Annotated in this window: 17 protein-coding genes; 14 read left to right on the plus strand and 3 right to left on the minus strand. The window is 62.5% G+C overall.

Annotation, left to right across the window (positions count from 1 at the left end):
• Positions 1-28 precede the first annotated feature (28 nt).
• The 6 genes from tolB to ftsH all read left to right on the plus strand — a co-directional run bounded on the left by tolB (position 29) and on the right by ftsH (position 7,260).
• On the plus strand, positions 29-1,339 hold the full coding sequence (tolB, locus tag EN804_RS14400) for a Tol-Pal system beta propeller repeat protein TolB (RefSeq protein WP_127872129.1): 1,311 nt from the start codon (positions 29-31) through the stop codon (positions 1,337-1,339).
• 32 nt (positions 1,340-1,371) lie between these two features.
• Positions 1,372-1,749, plus strand: a complete 378-nt coding sequence (locus EN804_RS14405) for a four helix bundle protein (RefSeq protein WP_127872128.1) — start codon at positions 1,372-1,374, stop codon at positions 1,747-1,749.
• A 257-nt stretch (positions 1,750-2,006) separates the two neighbouring features.
• Positions 2,007-2,513, plus strand: coding sequence for a peptidoglycan-associated lipoprotein Pal (gene pal / locus EN804_RS14410; protein ID WP_127279987.1), 507 nt, complete (start codon positions 2,007-2,009; stop codon positions 2,511-2,513).
• A gap of 179 nt (positions 2,514-2,692) precedes the next feature.
• The gene (gene ybgF, locus EN804_RS14415; RefSeq protein WP_135919924.1) at positions 2,693-3,787 is read left to right on the plus strand and encodes a tol-pal system protein YbgF; all 1,095 of its coding nucleotides are present in this window, start codon (positions 2,693-2,695) and stop codon (positions 3,785-3,787) included.
• Positions 3,788-3,841: 54 nt separating this feature from the next.
• Positions 3,842-5,209: a tRNA lysidine(34) synthetase TilS gene (tilS, locus tag EN804_RS14420; protein ID WP_135919926.1), complete on the plus strand. Its 1,368-nt coding sequence runs from the start codon at positions 3,842-3,844 to the stop codon at positions 5,207-5,209.
• Between the two features lie 122 nt (positions 5,210-5,331).
• On the plus strand, positions 5,332-7,260 hold the full coding sequence (ftsH, locus tag EN804_RS14425) for an ATP-dependent zinc metalloprotease FtsH (protein ID WP_127279662.1): 1,929 nt from the start codon (positions 5,332-5,334) through the stop codon (positions 7,258-7,260).
• A 302-nt stretch (positions 7,261-7,562) separates the two neighbouring features.
• Here ftsH and EN804_RS14430 read toward each other — a convergent pair whose 3' ends face one another.
• Together EN804_RS14430 and EN804_RS14435 are read right to left on the minus strand one after the other, a co-directional pair.
• Entirely contained in the window at positions 7,563-8,021 is a 459-nt protein-coding gene (locus EN804_RS14430; protein WP_127279663.1) for a hypothetical protein, read from the minus strand.
• Between the two features lie 238 nt (positions 8,022-8,259).
• Entirely contained in the window at positions 8,260-9,099 is an 840-nt protein-coding gene (locus tag EN804_RS14435) for a hypothetical protein (RefSeq protein WP_135919929.1), read from the minus strand.
• Positions 9,100-9,468: 369 nt separating this feature from the next.
• On the opposite strand from EN804_RS14435, the gene glmM reads away from it, so the two are divergent.
• The 8 genes from glmM (at position 9,469) to EN804_RS14475 (ending at position 20,115) form a co-directional block, all read left to right on the plus strand.
• Positions 9,469-10,821, plus strand: a complete 1,353-nt coding sequence (gene glmM, locus EN804_RS14440; RefSeq protein WP_127279665.1) for a phosphoglucosamine mutase — start codon at positions 9,469-9,471, stop codon at positions 10,819-10,821.
• A gap of 243 nt (positions 10,822-11,064) precedes the next feature.
• Entirely contained in the window at positions 11,065-11,913 is an 849-nt protein-coding gene (locus tag EN804_RS14445) for an outer membrane protein (RefSeq protein ID WP_135863188.1), read from the plus strand.
• Between the two features lie 206 nt (positions 11,914-12,119).
• Positions 12,120-12,902 (plus strand): outer membrane protein, encoded by a 783-nt coding sequence (locus EN804_RS14450; RefSeq protein WP_135917138.1) that lies wholly within the window; start codon positions 12,120-12,122, stop codon positions 12,900-12,902.
• Between the two features lie 258 nt (positions 12,903-13,160).
• Positions 13,161-14,336, plus strand: a complete 1,176-nt coding sequence (locus tag EN804_RS14455) for a phosphoserine transaminase (RefSeq protein WP_135919931.1) — start codon at positions 13,161-13,163, stop codon at positions 14,334-14,336.
• Between the two features lie 64 nt (positions 14,337-14,400).
• Positions 14,401-16,002, plus strand: a complete 1,602-nt coding sequence (serA, locus tag EN804_RS14460) for a phosphoglycerate dehydrogenase (RefSeq protein ID WP_127279677.1) — start codon at positions 14,401-14,403, stop codon at positions 16,000-16,002.
• A 527-nt stretch (positions 16,003-16,529) separates the two neighbouring features.
• Positions 16,530-17,138, plus strand: a complete 609-nt coding sequence (locus EN804_RS14465; protein WP_245464451.1) for a gluconate 2-dehydrogenase subunit 3 family protein — start codon at positions 16,530-16,532, stop codon at positions 17,136-17,138.
• A gap of 2 nt (positions 17,139-17,140) precedes the next feature.
• The gene (locus EN804_RS14470; RefSeq protein WP_127279676.1) at positions 17,141-18,907 is read left to right on the plus strand and encodes a GMC family oxidoreductase; all 1,767 of its coding nucleotides are present in this window, start codon (positions 17,141-17,143) and stop codon (positions 18,905-18,907) included.
• Complete coding sequence (locus EN804_RS14475; protein WP_135919933.1) at positions 18,904-20,115, plus strand: cytochrome c; 1,212 nt, start codon at positions 18,904-18,906, stop codon at positions 20,113-20,115. Before EN804_RS14470 ends, EN804_RS14475 begins: the two co-directional genes overlap by 4 nt.
• Before the next feature lie 62 nt (positions 20,116-20,177).
• On the opposite strand, the gene EN804_RS14480 is transcribed toward EN804_RS14475, so the two are convergent.
• A complete protein-coding gene (locus tag EN804_RS14480; RefSeq protein WP_135919935.1) occupies positions 20,178-21,077 on the minus strand; it encodes a DMT family transporter in 900 nt (299 codons plus the stop codon).
• Between the last annotated feature and the right edge of the window lie 17 nt (positions 21,078-21,094).

The raw sequence follows: 21,094 nt of genomic DNA on the forward strand, positions 1-21,094 counted from the left end.
CCCAATCAAAGAAGAGAAGCGAGAAGATATGCGATCTTTCCTCAAGCCGCTCCTGACGATTGCAGCGATGGCGCTGGGCATGACGGCCGTCGTTCCGATGCCTGCGTGGGCGCTGGTCGAACTCAACGTCAACAAGGGCAATGTCGAGCCGCTGCCGATCGCCATCACGGATTTCCAGGGTGGCGATGCGCTTGGCGCTCAGATCTCACAGATCGTCACCGCCGATTTGAAGCGCTCCGGCCTGTTCGCGCCGATCGACAAGAGCGCCTTCATCGAGAAGATCGCCAATCCGGACGCAACCCCCCGCTTCGACGACTGGAAGGTGATCAACGCGCAAGCGCTGGTCACCGGAAGCGTCAGCAAGGAAGCAGACGGCCGCATCCGCGCCCAGTACCGGCTGTGGGATACATTCGCGGGCCAGCAGATGGCCGGCGAGCAGTTCTTCGCCAACGACGCCAATCAGCGCCGCGTCGCTCATATCATCGCCGATGCCATCTATGAGCGGCTGACCGGCGAGAAGGGCTATTTCGACACGCGCGTCGTCTTCATCGACGAGTCCGGCGCCAAGAACGCGCGCAAGAAGCGTCTCGCCATCATGGACCAGGACGGCGCCAACATCCGCTACCTCTCGGATGGGCGGTCGATCGTGCTGACGCCGCGCTTCTCGCCGAACCGGCAGGAAATCACCTACATGTCCTATGAGAGCGGCCAGCCGCGGGTCTATCTCTTGCAGATCGAGACCGGGCAGCGCGAACTGGTCGGCAATTTTCCCGGCATGACGTTCGCGCCGCGCTTCTCGCCCGACGGCCAGAAGGTGATCATGAGCCTGCTGCGCGACGACGGCAATTCCAACATCTTCGCCATGGACCTGCGCAGCCGTTCGACCACGCGTCTGACCAACTCGACCGCCATCGACACCTCGCCCTCCTATTCGCCCGACGGCAGCAAGGTGGTGTTCACCTCCGACCGTGGCGGCCGCGCGCAGATCTACGTCATGGGCGCCGATGGCTCCGGCCAGACCCGCATCTCCTTCGGCGACGGCGTCTATTCGACGCCGGTGTGGTCGCCGCGCGGCGACCTCATCGCCTTCACCAAGCAGAGCGGCGGCGAATTTCAGATCGGCGTCATGAAAACCGACGGCTCTGGCGAGCGCATCCTGTCGTCCGGCTTCCAGCAGGAAGGCCCGACCTGGGCGCCGAACGGCCGCGTGCTGATGTTCTTCCGCGACTCCAATGGCGGCCCGAAGCTGGTTTCCGTCGATCTCACCGGCCGCAACGAGCAGCCGATCCCGACCGCGAATTTTGCTTCTGATCCGGCCTGGTCACCGCTGCTGGAATAATACGGGAATTGGCGAATTGAAGAATTGAAGAGATGGAGAAAGCAGAAGGCTACGTAAAGCGAGCAAAGGATCTGGAGGTCTACAAGCGCGCTTACATGGTCTCTCTTACGGTTCACAAGGCCACGCTCGCTTTCCCCAAAATAGAGCAATACGCGCTGGCCGATCAGCTGCGGCGTTCCAGCAAAGGGATTTGCGCCAATCTGGCCGAGGGGTTTGCCAAACAGACCCACTCCAAAGCCGAATTCGCCCGGTTCGTTTCGATGGCCATGGGATCGTGCAGTGAAGTCGAGACGTGGATTTCATACGCATTCGACCTCGAATACATCTCACAGGCGCAACGGGACGAGTGGCTACAATCGTATGCCCATGTGTACGGAATGCTGGTGAACCTCAGAGAGAAGTTAAGGTGAACATCCTTCTTCAATTCTCCAGTTCTCCAACTCTTCAATTCCCCTTACATTCCCCCTTTTCCACGCCTTCGTCGCGTTTTGGCCGCATTTCCGCCTAGGGTCCGCGCCAACTGTGGCTTACGACAAACGGCTGCGGACGGGCGGCCTAAACCAAATTTTAACCGTGTTTCTTGAATGCCGGTTAACCCAAACGTGGTTACTGGGTGATCAACGAAATCACTCGAAACACGATCACTCGAATACGAAGGAGAGGCGGCATGGGCCGTATCGCAGCACTTACCAGAAACCCGGTCATGATCGCGCTGGTGGCGATGCTCGCCGTCGCCGGTTGCGCCTCGAAGAAGACGCCGAACAACGCGGCCGATCTTGGTCTCAACGGCGCAGGTGCCGCAACGCCCGGCTCGGCGCAGGACTTCACCGTCAACATCGGCGACCGCATCTTCTTCGATACGGACTCGACCTCGATCCGGGCCGACGCGCAGACGACGCTTTCGCGCCAGGCGCAGTGGCTGAACCAGTACAAGCAGTATGCCATCGTCGTCGAAGGCCATGCCGACGAACGCGGAACGCGCGAATACAATCTGGCGCTCGGTGCCCGTCGTGCCGCCGCCACCCGCGACTTCCTGGTTTCCAAGGGCGTTTCGGCCAGCCGCCTCAAGACGATTTCCTACGGCAAGGAACGTCCGGTCGCCGTGTGCGATGACATCTCCTGCTGGTCGCAGAATCGCCGGGCCGTCACCACGCTCAGCGGCGCCGGTTCCTGATCGGCAAAAATACAACACACCTCTGCGAAAGGCGGCCTCCCGGCCGCCTTTTTCATATCCTGGGGCCCGAAACAAAATTTGGCCGAAGTCTCGCGCCCTGCTATGAGCCGAGGGCGCTTGGCTGGTCTCACATCGATTGGAAGGCGCGAACAAGCTAACGATTGGACGGCGAGAGGCACATGCATTTGAGATCGGTTCTGAGCGGCACGCTTGCGCTGCTGCTCCTATCAGGCGTAACCGCTTTGGCGAGCGGTTCGGGGCAATCAACCGAGAGCGGGTTTTCGTTCCATCTGCCGACACTTGAGTTGCCCAGCCTTTTCGGTGAGAAGAAAAAGCAGGATCAAGTCCAGCTCGCGCAGTCGAGCGGCGCCGGCGTGACCGGGCTCGAGGACCAACTGCGGCAGCTGACCGGCAAGGTCGAGGAACTCAATTTCCAGATCTTGCAGATGCAGGAGCAGATCCGCAAACAGCAGGAAGACAACGAGTTCCGCTTCCAGCAGCTGGAAGGCGGCTCGCAAGGCGGACAACCGCCGGCGCAGAAGAAATCAGATGCCACCACCGGAACCAACACCGACGTGGCCTCGGCCCCGGCAACCCAGGCGCCGGCTGATGCCGGCGCCGCGCCCGGCGGCGATCAATCCACAGGCGGCAAGACGGTCGAGGACGTCATCGTCGAATCGCCCGACGGTGACCCCGGCAAGCTGATCCCCGGCAAGGGAGCGCCCGAAAAGACTTTTGGGTCCATCACCGTCGACAAGAACGGCAATGTGATCGATGCCGGCGGCAGCACGCAGGCAACCGCGCCGGCACAGGACACCGCACCTGCCGCCAGCGCACCTGCCAAGGCTGGCAAGTCCGGCGGCACGCAGGTCGCGGCGCTGCCCGCCACCAACAATCCCGAAGAGCTCTACCGCAACTCCTACCAGTTCATCCTGTCGGGCGACTACGGCACCGCCGAACAGGGTTTCCGCGACCATATCTCCCGCTTCCCCAAAGACGCCAAGACGGCGGACGCGCATTACTGGCTGGGGGAATCGCTGCTTGGCCAGCAGAAATACCGCGATGCGGCGGAAGTCTTCCTCGCTGCCAGCAAGGACTATCCCAAGGCCAAGAAGGCACCCGACATGCTGTTGAAGCTCGGTGTGTCGCTGGTCGGCCTCAAGCAGCATGATGTCGCCTGCGCCACCTTCAGCGAGGTCGGCAAGCGCTATCCCGATATTTCCAGCACACTCAAGGAACGCGTCAAGCAGGAGAAGGCCCTGGCTGCGTGCTGATCTTTCCAGGGGATGTCGCAGTCCCAAACCGGGGACTTTTGGACGAATGCATTGATGCTCGACACCGGGCCTGAGTTTTCGACGAGACTTTTTTCGCATATCGATTTTACCAACGGCGCCGTTGCGGCCGTATCAGGCGGCAGCGACTCGATCGCGCTCCTTCTTCTTCTCAAACAGCATCTCGACAAAACCGCGCCGTCCACGAGGGTGCTCGCGATCACGGTCGATCACGGCTTGCGGCAGGGTTCGGCTGGTGAGGCGCAGGCCGTGGCGCAGCTTTGCGCGGAGCGCGGCATCGCCCACCGCATCCTGGCCTGGTCGGGAGAAAAACCATCGACCGGCCTGCCTGCGGCAGCGCGCGAGGCGCGCTACCGGCTGCTCGCCAGCGCCGCCCGGGCGGAGGGCATCGGCCTGATCGTGACCGGACATACATCGGACGACCAGGCCGAGACGGTGCTGATGCGGCGCGATCGCAACGATGCGGGCCGCGATGAAGGACGGGGCCTTGCCGGCATGGCGCCCGCCACCTTGCATGACTGGCGCGACTGGATCGTGCGACCGCTTCTTGGCGTCCGGCGCTCTGTGCTGCGCGATTTCCTGCACCGCCAACAGGTCGGCTGGGCCGAGGACCCGACCAATGCCGATGAAGCCTTCGAGCGGCCGCGCATGCGCGCGGCCCTTGCCGGGGAGGCCGGCGCACAGCGCATGAACGACGCGCTGGCGTTGGCGGCACAGGCGGCCGGCGCCCGCATGCGGCTTGGCGCCAAGGCCGCCTCTCTGGTCGAGCGCTTTGCCAGCCGGCCGGCGACGGGTCTCGTCCGGCTCGACCCGGCCCTGCTCAGCGCCGGCGACGACCAGGCGGCCGTCTACGCGCTGCGCATTCTCCTGGCGACGACAGGCGGGATTGCCTTCCTGCCGGACCAGGCTCGCAGCGAGGCGTTGTTCGCCCGGCTGAAGGCGGGGTTTCTTTGCGCCACATTGTCGCGGACGGTGATCGACTTCCGGCGCGCCGGCATCTTCCTGCGCCGGGAAATGCGGGGCTTGCCGGCGGCAGCGGCAACGGTCGACGCCACCATCTGGGATGGCCGCCGCCAAATCACATTGCACGACGCCAGCGGCGCATTGTTGATCGCCCCATTCGGGGCGTTGGCGGCGAAGCGGCTGGCTGTAGGCCGGGGCGAAACCCCGCCAAGCCTGATGCGCGCGGCATTGGCGGCTGAACCAGGCCTGCTGCAAGCCGTCGAAAAGGCCGGTTCGGCGCCTGATTGGCCGACATCGCAAGGGTTTGCGGCCTCGCCATTCGTTGCTCCCTTCGCCCGCTTCCTGCCGTCCTTCGATCTGGCCCCGGCGCGCGCCGTCGCCGGGTTGATCGGCGCGGCGCCGTTTCCCGCCTTGCCATTCGCCGGCCACAGTGCCGGTTGATGCTGCGCGAAAGCTTAACCCAGACATGCTGTTCTGCTTGGCAAGGGGGGACGCTCTCCCTATGTTAGGCCCAAGTTTCCTCTCATGATGCTGTCCGCTCGCGGACACCAACGGGACAATTGATGAATCCGAACTATCGCAACCTCGCGCTCTGGGCGATCATAGCGGTCCTGCTCATCGCCCTCTTCAATCTGTTCCAGACGCCGCAGACGCGCGGGGCTTCGAGCGATGTGCCTTATTCGCAGTTCCTGCAGGATGTCGCGGCCGGCCGGGTCAAGACGGTGACCATCGCGGGTGCCCGCATCACCGGCACCTACACCGACAATTCCAGCGGCTTCCAGACCTATTCGCCCGGCGATCCCCAACTGGTCTCGCGGCTGCAGGACAAGAACGTCACCATCAATGCGCGGCCCGAGACCGACGGTTCCAATTCGCTGTTCGGCTACCTGATCTCGTGGCTGCCGATGATCCTCATCCTCGGCGTGTGGATATTCTTCATGCGCCAGATGCAGTCCGGCTCCGGGCGCGCCATGGGCTTCGGCAAGTCGAAGGCCAAGCTCCTGACCGAGGCGCATGGCCGCGTCACCTTCCAGGACGTCGCCGGCGTCGACGAAGCCAAGGAAGATCTTGAAGAGATCGTCGAGTTCCTGCGCGATCCGCAGAAGTTCCAGCGCCTCGGCGGCAAGATTCCGCGCGGCGTGCTGCTGGTCGGTCCTCCCGGTACCGGCAAGACGCTGCTTGCCCGCTCGGTCGCCGGCGAAGCCAACGTGCCGTTCTTCACCATTTCAGGTTCGGATTTCGTCGAGATGTTCGTCGGCGTCGGCGCCAGCCGCGTCCGTGACATGTTCGACCAGGCCAAGAAGAATGCGCCCTGCATCATCTTTATCGACGAAATCGACGCCGTCGGCCGCCATCGCGGTGCCGGTCTCGGCGGCGGCAATGACGAGCGCGAGCAGACGCTGAACCAGTTGCTGGTCGAGATGGACGGCTTCGAATCCAACGAAAGCATCATCCTGATCGCCGCCACCAACCGGCCCGACGTGCTCGATCCGGCGTTGCTGCGTCCCGGCCGTTTCGACCGCCAGGTGGTGGTGCCCAACCCCGACATCGTCGGCCGCGAGAAGATCCTCAAGGTGCATGTGCGCAACGTGCCGCTGGCGCCCAATGTCGATCTCAAGGTCGTCGCTCGTGGTACGCCCGGCTTCTCCGGCGCCGACCTGATGAACCTTGTCAACGAATCCGCGCTGATGGCCGCGCGGCGCAACAAGCGCCTCGTCACCATGGCCGAGTTCGAGGACGCCAAGGACAAGATCATGATGGGCGCCGAGCGCCGCTCGTCGGCCATGACCCAGGCCGAGAAGGAGCTGACCGCCTATCACGAGGCCGGCCACGCCATCCTGGCGCTCAACGTGCCGTCGGCCGATCCGCTGCACAAGGCAACCATCATCCCGCGCGGCCGCGCGCTCGGCATGGTCATGCAGTTGCCGGAAGGCGACCGCTACTCCATGAGCTACAAATACATGGTCTCGCGCCTCGCCATCATGATGGGCGGCCGCGTCGCCGAGGAGTTCAAGTTCGGCAAGGAGAACATCACGTCGGGTGCCTCCTCCGACATCGAGCAGGCGACCAAGCTGGCGCGCGCCATGGTCACGCGCTGGGGCTTCTCCGACAAGCTCGGCCATGTCGCCTATGGCGACAACCAGGAAGAGGTCTTCCTTGGCCATTCGGTGGCGCGCACGCAAAACATCTCGGAAGAGACGGCGCAGATCATCGATGCGGAAGTGCGCCGGCTGATCGACGACGCCTATTCGACGGCGAAGTCGGTGCTGACCAAGAAGAAGAAGGAATGGATCGCGCTGGCGCAAGGCCTGCTCGAATACGAGACACTGTCCGGCGAGGAGATCAAGCAGTTGATCGCAGGGCAGAAGCCCTCGCGCGACCTTGGCGACGACACACCGCCGAGCCGTGGCTCGGCCGTTCCGAAGTCCGGAGGCCGCCGCAAGAAGGGTCCCGAGCCCGAAGGCGGCATGGAGCCGCAACCGCAGGGCTAGAGCGGTTCAGCGTTTGATAATCGCTAACCCGCTCTAACTCTTTGTTTTCACGCAATTCCGGACAGAAAACCGCTACGCACTTTTCCTGGAAATTGCTCCAGAACTCAAGGGGCGCGCCGGACGTACGTTGGAGCGTCACCCCTCGGGCTTGTTCCGATGACCTGCAAACGCAGTTGGCGGTTTCCAACTCATACCCGGCGCCCAGATGTCGCCCGACAGCAGATCCTCGGGACAAGCCCGAGGATCACGGCTCAACGTCTGCGTGAAAAACTGTGAACCGCTTTATCCGCCGTATTCGACTTTTATGATTCAGCTTTCAGCCGCGCATTGCAAAGGCTGTAATAACCGCCGCCCTTCTGGATCCAGCGAAGGCCGTTCAACGTACCCGCCTCCTTGTTGCCGTGGTAACCCTGCAGGCAGGTCTTCATCCGCGCCTTCGCGGGCTTTTCGGTCTTGAACTCGGCGGCGAGGGTGGTCGGGAATGTCACGCCCACCGGCGCTACAGTTGGGGCGACCGCCGCGCTGGTTTCCTTTTTCGGCTGCGGCGTGGTTTCGACTGTATCCGCGCTGACACTCTCGGCGGCGGACGTCGCGCATTTCTCTTTGCGGAAAGCGGCCCAGTCCATGCCGTTCAGAGTGCCGCCTTCCTTGGCTGTCCGGTAATTCTCGCCGCATTCCTTCATGGTCAGTGCGCTTGCAGGGGCGACGTTCCAAGCAACAAATGCGGTCGCAGCCAATACCGCCAATTTCAAACTGTGCATAAGACCCTCCTGGTTGACAATAAGCTTGACGTCCTTTTGTATACGTTTTGTTCTTTATATGTTCAACCAGAATCTTTGCGGATTATCGATGAGCTTGGCGGTGGGCAGTGTAGGCGAATTGATGATGCCGGCAGCCCCCGCGACATGCGTGCAAAGCCGCAGGCGTCTTCGCGCGCAACAAAAAGGCCCGCGCATCTTGCGATGCGCGGGCCTTTGTTTGGAGACTATGGCTACGCGATCAGCCCTTCAGCTTGGCATTGCAGAGGCTGTAGAAGCCGCCGCCCTTCTGGATCCACTTCAGGCCGCCGAGCGCGTTGGCGTCCTTGAGGACATAGTACTGGTCGAGGCAGGTATGCATGCGACCCTTTCCGGGAGTTTCGCTGGCATACTTCGCCGAGATCGCGGACGGGAAGGTGACGCCCTTGGGCGCAACCGTCGTCGGCTTTGCCGGCTCCTTGGTGTAACTGGCCTCGCTCGGGGCGGGCACGGTGTCGTCGTCGGACGCGCTGGCGCCGCATTCAGCCTTGCGGAAGTCGTTCCACTTCATGCCCTTCAGGGTGTTCGCCGTCTTGGCGGCCTGGTACTTGGTGCTGCATTCTGCCATGCTCAGACCCTTGCCAGAAGCAGCGGCCGGAGCTGCCGCCGCCTTGGTGGTCGCCGGTTTGGTGTCGGCGGCAGCGGATGCACCAGCGGCACATTCAGCCTTGCGGAAGTCGTTCCACTTCATGCCGTTCAGCGTGCCGGCGGCCTTGGCCGCCTGGTACTTGGTGCTGCATTCCTTGGCGGTCAGGCCCTTGGCCGGGCTGTCGGCAGCCGCGGCCGCAGCCTTGGTGGTCTTGGCCGGCTTGGTTTCAGTCGCCTTGGTGGTGGCAGCCTTGGTTTCGGTGGTGGCCGCGGCGTCGGTACCGCATTGCGCCTTGCGGAACTGGTTCCAGGTCGCCCCCGCAAGCGTCCCCGCGTCCTTGGCGGCGTTATACTTCGTGCTGCACTCGGCCATCGTCAGCGCGTTGGCTGGCGCGGCCAGCAGCAACGTCGCGACCGCGAGGCCGGTGAGAGTGGCAATTCGGTGGATGAGCATAGCGTTTCTCCGTGGCTGAAGCCCATTATACGTCCCAGCGAATCAATAACGCTCAACGGTCGGTTGCGCCAGATGCCAGGTGGCATATATATCGCCGGAAATCGCCTTCTAACGACAAGGTGATGAAATCATTTGACCTTACGGCCGCCGAGCTAAGAATTCTCGGGGTGCATCCGCGCTCGATGGCTCGCAAAACTGGTATATTGTGGCGCAACGGTGGCTCGGTAACAGGACGCCACCAGGTTGTGTGCAGTGCACAACAATGATTTTCTAAGGATTGGTAACATATAATCACACAATGTGATCGGGGCACGACGGCCAATTGTGGCATGAGGTGCCGGCTAAGGACAATCAGGGATACTGGCTAGCATGGCAGGGAATTACTTCGGCACGGACGGCATTCGCGGGCGCGCCAACAAGTTTCCGATGACCGCGGAAATCGCCATGCGGGTCGGCATGGCCGCCGGCCTTTCGTTCCAGCGCGGCAGCCATCGCCATCGTGTCGTGCTCGGCAAGGACACCAGGCTTTCCGGCTACATGATCGAGAACGCGATGGTGGCCGGCCTTTGCGCCGCCGGCATGGACGTGTTCCTGCTCGGCCCGATCCCGACGCCGGCGGTGGCCATGCTGGTGCGTTCGCTGCGCGCCGATATCGGCGTCATGATCTCGGCTTCGCACAATCCCTATTACGACAACGGCATCAAGCTGTTCGGCCCGGACGGCTACAAGCTCTCCGACGAGATCGAAGAACGCATTGAGAGCATGCTCGACAAGGACATCGAACTGGCGCTCGCCGATTCCGACGGGCTTGGCCGCGCCAAGCGCGTCGATGGCGTGCACGACCGCTACATCGAATTCGCCAAGCGCACCTTGCCGCGCTCGATGTCGCTTTCGGGTCTCAGGATCGTCGTCGACTGCGCCAATGGCGCGGCCTACAAGGTGGCGCCAGAGGCGCTGTGGGAGCTTGGCGCCGAGGTCGTGGCCATCAATGTCGAGCCCAACGGCTTCAACATCAACAGGGAATGCGGTTCGACCCATCCGGCCGGGCTGCAGAAGAAGGTGCATGAAGTGCGCGCCGACATCGGCATCGCGCTCGACGGCGATGCCGACCGCGTCGTCATCGTCGACGAGAACGGGGCCATCGTCGACGGCGACCAGATCATGGCGCTGATTGCCGAATCCTGGCACCAGAGCGGGCGGCTGGCCGGCGGTGGCGTCGTTTCGACCGTCATGTCCAATCTCGGCCTTGAACGCTTTCTCGGCGACATGAAGCTGCAATTGCACCGCACCAAGGTCGGCGACCGCTATGTCGTGGAGCATATGCGCGCGCATGGGCTCAATGTCGGCGGCGAGCAGTCGGGTCACATCGTGCTGTCCGACTTTTCGACCACCGGCGACGGTCTGGTCTCGGCGCTGCAGGTGCTGGCCTGCATCAAGCGGCAGGGCCGCCCGGTCAGCGAACTGTCGAAGAAGTTCGAGCCGGTGCCGCAACTGTTGAAGAACGTTCGCATCGCCGGCGGCAAGCCGCTGGAGGAGGCCCTGGTCAAGGCCGCGATCGAAGACGCCCGTCACCGTCTCGGCAAGGCCGGGCGGCTGGTCATCCGCCCATCCGGCACCGAGCCGCTGATCCGTGTCATGGCCGAGGGCGACGATCCGCAACTGGTCGAGGCCGTCGTCAACGACATCGTCGGGGTCATCTCGGAAACCCGCAGCGCCGCCTGACATTCGCCCGCCGGAAGGCGCCGCCGCCTTGCTTGCATCGAAGCCCGCCGCCGGCGGGCTTTTTGTTGGTCGGAGAACCGGTTCATTCTGTCGAAATCATCGCCAGATCTCCTGGATTTTAGAGATTCGTGGTTAATCGACAAGGTTAAACGCCTTTTAACTTTTGCAATTCATTATCCACGCCTGAAAGCCAATTTCATTCGGACACGATCGCCGTTCCGAGGGTTTCTAGGGGTGACAAGCATGTTCAATACAGCAAGAAAGGCACTGTTCGCGCTGCTGTTCGCGGGCTTGGCCTGGCCGGTACTCGCAGCTGATCTGCCTGAGCCGCAGGTCGAAGAAGCGCCACCGCCGGTCTATGAGCCTGTCGATGTCGGCGGATGGTATATCCGCGGCGACCTCGACTATCACAAGTCGAAGGTGGGTGACATCGACTACATCACCTATGGGGCCGCGCCTTGCCCGTGCGGACCTCCCGTCGGGGTCGCCGGCAGCAAGAGCTTCGACTACGGCAAGCTCAAGGGCGGCTTCTCGCTCGGCGGCGGCGTCGGCTACAAGATCAATGAACACTTCCGCACCGACCTGACCGCCGACTATTGGTTCAAGTCGAACTTCAACGGCGCCACCTCGGATCTCACCACGACCTCGACCGAAGTGTCGAAGATGAGCGCCTTGCTGCTGCTGGCCAATGCGTATGTCGATATTGGCACCTGGCATGGCATCACGCCCTATGTCGGCGCCGGCATCGGCGGTGCGCGCGTCAAGTGGGATACTGTCTACGATCCGAACACGACCGAGTCCAACCCCGGAACATCCAGCTGGCGCTTCGCCTACGCGGTCATGGCCGGCGCCTCCTACTGTCTGACCGACAAAGTCATCCTCGATGCTGGCTACCGTTTCTCCCATATTCAGGGCGGTCGCATGTTCGAGTATGGTCCAAGCGGCGCCACGCCGGGCGCCGGGCCGGGCTTCGATCACGGCTTCAACACCCACGAAGTGCGCGGTGGCTTGCGCTATCAGTTTGGCGGTAACAACGGGTGCAGCGTACCGGTTGCCTATCAGCCCGAGCCCGAGCCGATCTACACCAAGTAATCGTCTGGAAGTTCCAAGAATTCGTCGACCGCCCGGCATCAGCCGGGCGGTTTTCGTTTGAGATGACCGGGGTGAGTCCGTTCGAAATCAATTAGCTAACGCTCTGTTAGCCTTAACCGGCACTTAACCACTATGGTTAACAATGCTCCTTGAAACGATGGCTGCCTGCGTGATCGCAGGTGTCGCCAAATCGGGAGTCGGGGACCATGACACTCATATCGCGTATTGCGTTGGCGCTTGCCGGATTTGGCCTCTTGCCACTGACATCGGCATTCGCCGCCGATTACGATCCTCCGGTCTATGTCGACCAGGCGCCGGACTATGTGCCGGTCGAGGTCGGCTCCGGATGGTATCTGCGCGGCGACGTCTCCTATCTGGTGCAAAAGAGCTTCAAAAACGGGGATTTCACCTTCCCGTCGGCGATCAACAACGAAAACTTTAGCGAGAGCAACAAAGCGGCCTTCGCGAGCATCGGTTTCGGCTATCATTTCACCGACTATCTGCGCGCCGATCTCAACCTCGGCTATTTGCCCGGTAACGACGTCAGCTTCAGCTATGACGATTCAGCGGTCGTCACGCTGCCGACATTGTCGACCCAGGGATCGGGATCGCTGAAGAACTATGCCTTCTCGGGGATACTCAATGGCTATGTCGATCTCGGCACATATGTCGGAATCACGCCCTATCTCGGCGCCGGCATCGGTGTTGTCCGCAGCAGGCACACGCTTTCGGCGACTTACACGGATAACAATGTCCCCGCCAACAGTTTCAACCTGCAGGACAACAAGACACAGTATTCCTTCGCCTATACGTTGAATGCCGGCCTTGCCTATCAGGTTTCCAAGAACGTTTCCGTCGATCTCGGTTATCAGTATTTCTCGGCCCCCGACGCCGAATATGTGACGGCCGAAAGCCTGACCTCCTTCCCGGTCCACAAGGGAATCAGCAATCACCAGGTCAAGCTGGGGCTGCGCTACGATCTCTGGTAGGTCCCGCACAGATCAGCATTTCGGCGGCGGATCCCTGCGGTCCGCCGTCTGCATTTGAATCACGCGATCCTGATCACGGACATTCTTGTTTGATGCATGTCGTCGACCCAAAACCGCCGGGCACTTTTGGGCGACATGCATTTGGTATCCCGGCAGCGACAAAAACTTTCCTCTTGACGCCCGAGGCCTGAACGCATATCGCCGTCCGTGGGCCACCCCTCCCCAACGAGGGGCCACTATCTGGAAGGATAGACCACGATGACGACGCATACGAAGCCCGGATTCCGTCCGGTAAATCCCAATTTTTCCTCAGGTCCCTGCGCAAAACGTCCCGGCTGGTCGGTCGAGGCGTTGAAATCCGCTGCGCTCGGCCGCTCCCACCGCGCCAAGATCGGCAAGACAAAGCTCGAGCAGGCGATCGCGCTGACGCGCGAGATTCTCAACGTTCCGGCGGACTACCGCATCGGCATCGTGCCGGCCTCCGACACGGGTGCCGTCGAGATGGCGCTGTGGTCGCTGCTCGGCGAGCGCGGCGTCGACATGGTCGCCTGGGAAAGCTTTGGCTCCGGCTGGGTGACCGACGTGGTCAAGCAGTTGAAGCTCGCCGATGTGCGCAAGATCGAGGCCGGCTACGGCGAATTGCCGGATCTGGCCAAGATCGATTTCGACCGCGACGTTGTCTTCACCTGGAACGGCACCACGTCGGGCGTGCGCGTGCCGAACGGTGATTTCATCCCAGCCGATCGCAAGGGCCTGACCATCTGCGACGCGACGTCGGCCGCCTTCGCGCAAAGGCTGGACTTCGAGAAGCTCGATGTCGTGACCTTCTCCTGGCAGAAGGTGCTGGGCGGCGAGGGCGCGCATGGCATGCTGATCCTATCGCCACGTGCCGTCGCGCGGCTGGAGAGCTACAAGCCTGCCTGGCCGTTGCCGAAAATCTTCCGCCTGACCTCGGGCGGCAAGCTGATCGAAGGCATCTTCAAGGGCGAAACCATCAACACGCCATCGATGCTTTGCGTCGAGGACTATCTCGATGCGTTGAACTGGGCGAAGTCGATCGGTGGCCTCGATGCGCTGATTGCCAGGGCGGATGCCAATGCCGCCGTGCTCGACCGGTTCGTGGAAAGCTCATCCTGGCTCGGTCATCTCGCCGTCGCGCCGGCGACACGCTCGAACACGTCGGTCTGTCTGTCCTTCAGCGATCCGGATATCGCGGCGCTCGACGCCGACGGGCAGGCGGCGTTCGCCAAGGGACTTGTCTCGACGCTCGACAAGGAAGGCGTCGCCTACGACATCGGTTCCTACCGCGATGCCCCGCCGGGATTGCGCATCTGGTGCGGCGCAACCGTCGAGACCTCCGATCTCGAAGCGCTGTTGCCCTGGCTCGACTGGGCCTTTGCCAGCCAGAAGGCGTCGCTGAAAGCGGCTGCCTGAGGTACTCCGCGGCGGCCCGAGGGCCGCCCGTTCCCGGATCAATCCCATTTTCAAGGAGGCCGCCATGGCGCCCCGCGTTCTCGTTTCTGACAAACTCTCTCCCACCGCCGTGCAGATCTTCAAGGATCGCGGCGTCGAGGTCGACTATCTGCCCGACCTCGGCAAGGACAAGGAAAAGCTGCTTGAAGTGATCGGCCAGTATGACGGCCTCGCCATCCGCTCGGCGACCAAAGTCACCGAGAAGCTGATCAACGCCGCCACCAATCTCAAGGTCATCGGCCGCGCCGGCATCGGCGTCGACAATGTCGATATCCCGGCGGCAAGCCGCAAAGGTATCATCGTGATGAACACGCCCTTCGGCAATTCGATCACGACGGCCGAACACGCCGTGGCGATGATCTTCGCGCTCGCCCGCCAGATACCGGAAGCCAACGCTTCGACCCATGCCGGTAGATGGGAGAAAAACCGCTTCATGGGCGTCGAGATCACCGGCAAGACGCTCGGCGTCATCGGCTGCGGCAACATCGGTTCGATCGTCGCCACACGCGGCGTCGGGCTGAAGATGCATGTCGTCGCCTTCGACCCGTTCCTCTCGGACAAGCGGGCCGAGGAACTCGGCGTCGACAAGGTGGAACTGGACGAACTCTTCGCCCGTGCGGACTTCATCACGCTGCACACGCCGCTGACCGACAAGACCCGCAACATCATCGATGCGGCCGCCATCGCCAAGATGAAGAACGGCGTGCGCATCATAAACTGCGCCCGTGGCGGGCTGGTGGTCGAAGCCGACCTCGTCGCGGCGCTGAAGAGCGGCAAAGTGGCGGGCGCCGGTATCGACGTGTTCGAGGTCGAACCGGCGGAGCAGAATACGCTGTTCGGCATGGAGAACGTGGTGGCGACGCCGCATCTCGGCGCCTCGACGGCGGAAGCGCAGGAGAATGTCGCGCTGCAGGTCGCCGAGCAGATGGCCGACTACCTGATCAAGGGTGCAGTCTCCAACGCCATAAACATGCCGTCGATCACGGCGGAAGAGGCGCCACGGCTGAAGCCGTTCGTCAAGCTCGCCGAAGTGCTCGGCGCCTTCGTCGGCCAGGTGACCGAGGATCCGATCACCGAGGTCGAGATCCTGTTCGACGGCTCGACCGCGACGATGAACACGCGCGCGCTGATCAGCGCTGCCCTGGCCGGGCTGATCAGGCCGCAGGTCGCCGACGTCAACATGGTCTCGGCGCCGATCATGGTGAAAGAGCGCGGCATCATCGTCGCCGAGGTCAAGCGCGACAAATCGGGCGTCTTCGACGGCTATATCAAGCTGACGGTCAAGACCGAGCACAGGACCCGCTCGATCGCCGGCACCTGCTTCTCCGACGGCAAGCCGCGCTTCATCCAGATCAAGGGCATCAACCTCGACGCCGAGGTCGGCCAGCACATGCTCTACACGACCAATGCCGACGCGCCCGGCATCATCGGCCTGCTCGGTACTGTCTGTGGCGAGAATGGCGTCAACATCGCCAACTTCCAGCTTGGCCGCAATCGGCCGGGGGGCGACGCCATCGCCCTGCTCTATCTCGACGCGCCGTTCCCGGAAAAGGTGCTGGAGCAGGTGCGGGGCCACAAGTCGATCGACTCGGCAAAGCGCCTCCAGTTCGACGTGGGCGGGTTCTAGTCGATCCCTCCGCACCCTCAGGGTGATAAGCAAAACCATTACGACGCCCCGTTTGCCGGCATGCATGCGGGGCGTTGCCGTGACCGCTGGAGTAGCCTGGCGGGTTGGGCCGTTGCCGGCGGTAGCACGCTTTGGAAACCCGCCTGATGATACGCTCGTTGCTTCAAGCTGCTACAAGGATATCCTCTTTAGCCATCAGTACATTAGCGCATGACGATAAGAAGATGACTGGCCTAATCTAACGATTTTGTGATCTGCTTGACGATCCCGGTTTCTTTCCGCAGGCTGACACCAAGTGATTGGCATGACTTAAACTTAACTGATTTTGTCATGATTTTGCGCGCTCCTTTCGGCGCGCCTCTATTGTTGTCGGGGTGCCTTCGATGGATCGTCACAATACTGTCCGACTGAGCCGCCGTCTTTTTCTGTCTTCGGTTGCGATGTTTACGGCAACGGCAACATCGGCAAGCTTTGCCCGATCCTTGTCGGGCTCGCTGCCTTGGGCGCCGCTGTCGTCCGATCCGCCGATGCAGGTCGTGTCCGGCGGCTGGCAGTTCTTCACGCCGCAGGAAGCCGCGCTCGTCGAGGCCATCGTCGACCGCCTTGTCCCCGCCGACGATCTCTCGATGGGCGGCAAGGAGGCCGGCTGCGCTGTCTATATAGACCGTCAGTTGACGGGCGCGTTCGGAACGTCGAGCCGGCTCTACACAAAAGGACCGTTCCTGCCGGGGTTGCCCACACAAGGTTACCAGGGCGAAGCCAATCCCGCCCAGCGTTACCGCATCGGCCTTGCCGCCATCGACGCTTTCCTGAAACAGCGCGACGGCAAGACATTCGCCGAGCTCCAGCCGGCGGACCAGGATGCATTCCTGACCGCCATGGAAGCTGGAAAGGTTGACTTGCCAAACGGCGTCAAGGGTCCTGGTTTCTTCGGGCTTCTGCTGCAGAACACGATGGAAGGGTTCTTTGCCGATCCGGTCTATGGCGGCAACAAGGACATGGTCTCGTGGCGCATGCTTGGTTTCCCCGGCGCTCGCTATGACTACCGGGACCACGTCAGCAAGCACAATCAGCCCTATCCGCGGCCGCCCGTCTCCATCGAAGGCAGCCCGGAATGGCTCGTGAAAAGGAGCTGACCATGACGACGATACTGCCTCGCAAGGATGTCGTGATCGTCGGCCTCGGCTGGACAGGGTCCATCCTTGCGCATGAACTCACCGATCAGGGCCTGGACGTTCTGGCCATCGAGCGTGGTCCCTGGCGCGATACGGCAACCGATTTCAACATCGGCTACGCACAGGACGAGTTGCGCTACAGCGTGCGGCGCGACCTGTTCCTGCAGCCTGCCGTGGAAACGCTGACCATGCGCAACGACCCGTCGCAGACGGCGCTGCCGATGCGCGATTTCGGCTCGTTCCTGCCAGGCAACGGTGTCGGTGGCGCCGGGGTGCACTGGAACGGCCACACCTGGCGGTTCTGGGATTCGGATTTTCAGATCAAGACCAACCTGACCAAGAGGTATGGCGCGGCACGGATCGCCGATCTCCAGGTCGAGGACTGGGGCGTGACCGGCGCCGAGATGGAGCCTTATTACGACCAGTTCGAATATCTGGCGGGCATCTCGGGCAAAGCCGGCAACATCAAGGGGCAGCTACAGGAAGGCGGCAATCCGTTCGAGGATCCGAGGTCGCGGGACTATCCGAACCCGCCGATGGAGATGACCTACGCGCCGACCCTGTTCGCCAATGCCGGCCGGTCCATGGGATTGCACCCGTTCCCGACACCGTCCGCCAACATGTCACGGACCTATGTCAATCCGCTCGGCATCACCATGGGGCAGTGCACCTATTGCGGATTCTGCGAGCGGTTCGGCTGCGCCAACTATTCCAAATCCAGCGCCCAGACCACCATCCTTCCCGTCCTGATGAAGAAGGCCAATTTCGAGGTCCGGACCGACAGCGAGGTGCTGCATGTCGATCTTGCCGCCGGCGGCAAGTCGGCGCGCGGCGTAACCTATGTCGATACGTCGGGACAGGAATTCTTCCAGCCGGCCGATCTCGTGCTTCTGTGCGCCTACGGCCTGCACAATGCCCGGCTGATGATGCTGTCGGGCATCGGCAGGATCTATGATCCCGCTACCGGCGAGGGCACGGTCGGCCGCAACTACTGCTACCAGACCAACGCCGGCGTGCAGGTGTTCTTCGATGACAAGAACTTCAATCCGTTCATTGCCGCGGGCGCGCTCGGTCAGACGATCGACGACTATAATGGCGACGCCTTCGACCACGGCGGGCTCGATTTCGTCGGCGGCGCGGGCATAAACTGCATCCCCACCAATGGACGTCCCATTGGGACCCGGCCGACGCTGCCGGGCACGCCGAAGTGGGGCAGCGCCTGGAAGAAGGCGACCGTCGCGGGCTACAAAAGCACGCTCGGCTTCTCCTCGCAGGGCAGCAGCTACGCGATACGCACCAACTACCTCGACCTCGACCCGACCTACAAGGATCGCTTCGGCCGGCCGCTTATGCGCATGACCTTCGATTTTCCCGACAACGATATCAGGATGTCGAATTACCTCTGCGACCGGATGGAGGAAATTGCCAAGACGCTTGGCGGCAAGCAATACAATGTCGGCCGTCGCAAAAAGGGCTGGGACAGCGTCCCATATCAAAGCACCCACAATACTGGCGGCGCCATCATGGGAACCGACCCGAAGAAGAGCGCGGTCAACACCTTCCTGCAAAGCTGGGATGTGCCCAACGTCTTCGTCATCGGCGCGTCGGCCTTTCCGCAGAATGCCGGCAAGAATCCGACCGGAACGGTCGGCGCGCTCGCCTACCGCGCCGCTGACGGCATCCGCAATCATTATCTTCGCAATCCCGGCGCCCCGTTGGTGCAGGCATGAGGACGCTCGCTGCCGGCGCCGGCGCGGCCCTGCTGGCGATCACGCCTGCACTTGCCGCCGATCAGGCGGACCAGATCATCCGCGGCCAATACCAGGCGGTGCTCGGCGATTGCGCGGGCTGTCATACGAGGCCGGGGGGCAAGCCGCTGGCCGGCGGCCTGCCGCTCGAAACGCCCTTCGGCGCACTGGTGCCGCCCAACATCACGCCCGACCACGAGACGGGCATCGGCAATTGGTCGGAGATCGATTTCCGCAACATGATGAAGACGGGCGTCGGCCACGATGGCGTGCGGCTCTATCCCGCCATGCCGTATCCCGCCTATACCAGGATGACCGAGCAGGACATCTCTGACCTGTGGGCCTACATGACCACGGTCGAGCCGGTCGCGAACAAGGTCGAGGCCAACCAGTTGCCGTTCCCGTTGAACATCCGGCTGGCGATGTGGGGCTGGAATCTCCTGAACTTCAGCGAGGCGAGCTTCCAGGCCGATCCCTCCAAGTCGGCGGAGTGGAATCGCGGCGCCTATATCGTCCAGGGGGCCGGGCACTGCGGGACCTGCCATACGCCCAAATCCTTCCTGGGCGCCGATCAGGACTCCAGCTTCCTGCAAGGGGCGTCGCTGCAGGGCTGGTTCGCCCCCGACATCACCAACAATGCTCAATCCGGCATTGGCAAATGGTCGCAAGAGGATGTGGTCGCTTACCTCAAGACCGGCGTCAACGCGCATTCGATCGCGTCCGGTCCGATGGCCGAGGCGATCGAGAACTCGACCTCCAAAATGACGGATCCCGACCTAAAGGCCGTGGCCGTCTATCTCAAGAACCTGGGGTCGGACACCGGCAGTGCGCAGGCGCCCAAGCCCGACGAAGCGCGGATGGTGGCGGGCGAGGCGATCTACCGTGACAATTGTTCGGCCTGCCATGGCGGCGACGGCGCCGGGGCCGGCGCGTTGTTCCCCACCCTCGTCGGCAATTCCATCGTCGCGCAGGGCAATCCCGAGACGCTTGCGCGCGTCGTTCTTGCCGGAAGCCAGGCAGTGCACACGACTGGTGCTCCGACCACGCCTTCGATGCCCTCGCTGGCATGGCGGCTGAAGGACCAGGAAATCGCCGACGTGCTGACCTATGTGCGCGGCAGCTGGGGCAATTCCGCGCCGGCGGTCTCGTCCGACGATATCGCGGCGGTGCGCAAGGAATTGGTGCCGTAGCCTGCATTCCGGGCTGGATTTCGATATCGTTGCGGAAGCCAAACGATTGACTGACGGCGGCTCTATCGGCGGTTCAGCATCGTCTTTCGTCCGCTGTATTCGGCGAGCCAGATGCCCCCCAGAACGAGGACCAGCGCCAGCGCCTGGTAGAGCTGGAAAGTCTCGCCGACGATCAGCACCGAAAGCAGCGTGCCGAAGATCGGCACCAGATTGATGAACAGGCCGGCGCGGTTGGCGCCGATCAGCTCGTTGCCCCTGATATAGGTTATCTGCGAGATCACCGAAGCGCCGATCGCCGTATAGACGATGACCGTCCAGCCGCGCGCATCGGGCACGATCACCTTGCCGGCGGCGGCCTCCCACAGGAAAAAGGGCAACGAGGTGATGAGTGCCGCGAACGACATGGCCAGCATCAGGCTCTGCCAGCGCATCGCCGGCTTCAGCCGCAACCCGACCGAATAGCCGCTGTAGAGGACGACCGCGACCAGCATGATGGCGTCGCCGAAATTGAGTTCCAGCGTCAGCAGCCGGCGTGGATCGCCATGGCAGGCCGTCAGGATGACGCCGAAGATGGTCAGCACCACGCCGGCGATCTGCGCCCAGCTCACGCGCAGGCGGAAGAAAACGAAATTGGCTGTCATGATCAGGATCGGCATCGCCGCCTGCTCGATAGAGACATTGATTGCCGTGGTGTAATTGAGCGCGGTGTAGAAAATGGTGTTGAACAGGGTGAAGCCGCTGGCGCCCAGCGCCGCCAGCACGAACCAGTGCCTGCGCACGACAGGCCAATCCTCCTGGATCGTGCGCCAGCCGATCGGCAGCAGGATCGCCACGGCCAGCATCCAGCGAAGGAAGACCAGCGTCATCGGCGAGACGTGGTCGACCGCCAGCTTGCCGGCCACCGAATTGCCGCCCCACAGCAAGGTGGTGAGCAGCAGGAACATGTAGGCGCTTCGATGCATCGCGGGCTTCCGGCCGC

This window comes from Mesorhizobium sp. M8A.F.Ca.ET.161.01.1.1 (assembly GCF_004792105.1).
Lineage (GTDB): Bacteria > Pseudomonadota > Alphaproteobacteria > Rhizobiales > Rhizobiaceae > Mesorhizobium.